This window comes from Arthrobacter sp. 9V, from assembly GCF_902506065.1.
Classification (GTDB): domain Bacteria; phylum Actinomycetota; class Actinomycetes; order Actinomycetales; family Micrococcaceae; genus Arthrobacter.
Map to the genome: position 1 here is coordinate 1 of NZ_LR733043.1, position 1,343 is coordinate 1,343.

The 1,343-nt window shown below is 68.7% G+C and carries 1 pseudogene; it reads right to left on the reverse strand.

Features of this window, described 5'->3' with window-relative positions:
• Positions 1–1,343: pseudogene (locus BACI9J_RS23650) on the reverse strand (glycoside hydrolase family 65 protein); the annotation flags it as partial.

Genomic DNA, 1,343 nt, shown 5'->3' on the forward strand with positions numbered 1-1,343 from the left:
CCGTGGTCGCGCATGCCGCCGAAGCCGTTGACCAGCGCACCCCAGATGCCACCGGTCGACGCGATGTGCACGCCGTCCGAGGTGTTGCCGTGCAGGTCCGCCAGGTCGACGTAGAGCGCGGTCTGGAAGTACTGGTCGGCGAGGTCGTGGTAGCCGACCTCGGCCGCCATGATCGACTGCACGACCGCCGACAGCGTGGAGTCACCGGTGGTGAGTGCGTCGTAGTAGTCGAAGTCGCGACGCTTCTCGGCCGCCGTGAACTCGTGCCCCTGCAGGAACAGTGCGAGCACGACGTCGGCCTGCTTGAGCACCTGGAACCGGTAGATCACCAGCGGGTGGTAGTGGAGCAGCAGCGGGCGCTTGGAGTCGGGGGTGTTCTCGAGGTCCCAGAGTTCCTTGTCGAGGAACTGGGCGTCCTGCGGGTGGATGCCGCGGTGCGGGTCGAAGGGGATCTCCATCGACTCGGCGGCGTGCTCCCACTCGACGAGCCCGACGGGGCGCAGGCCGGTCCGGCGCACCATGCGGTCGTACTCTTCGGCGTCGTCGGCGGCGAGCTCGCGGCAGGCGTTGACGGCGAACCACAGGTTCGCACGCGCCATCACGTTCGTGTAGAGGTTGTCGTCGACGACGGTCGTGTACTCGTCCGGTCCGGTGACGCCGTCGATGTGGAACTTCTTGTCGCCGTTGGACCGCCAGAACCCGAGGTCGGCCCAGAGTCGGGCGGTCTCCACGAGCACGTCGATGGCGCCGCGCTTCAGGAACTCACGGTCGCCCGATGCCCGCACGTACTGCATGAGTGCATGGGCGATGTCGGCGTCGATGTGGTACTGCGCGGTGCCGGCGGCGTAGTACGCGCTGGACTCCTCGCCGTTGATGGTCCGCCACGGGAACAGCGCCCCGCGCTGGTTCAGCTCGCGGGCTCGCGCCCGTGCCGCGTCGAGCATGTTGTAGCGGAAGCGCAGGGCGTTCCGGGCAACGATCGGCGCCGTGTACGACAGGAACGGCAGGACGTAGATCTCCATGTCCCAGAAGTAGTGGCCGCCGTAGCCGGAGCCGGTGACGCCCTTCGCGGCGATGCCGTGGCCGTCGGTGCGGGCCGTGGCCTGCGCGAGCTGGAAGAGGTTCCACCGCACGGCCTGCTGGATCGCGGGCTGGCCGGTGATCTCGACGTCGCTGCGTGCCCAGTAGTCGTCGAGCCACTCGCGCTGCTTCGCGAAGGTCTCGTCGACGTTCTCGGCGTGTGCGCGGTCGAGCGTGCGCTCGCACCGGTCGGCGAGCTCACGCACGGGCACGCCGCGCGAGGTGTGGTAGACCACGTGCTTCACGAGGCGGATGGGCTGACC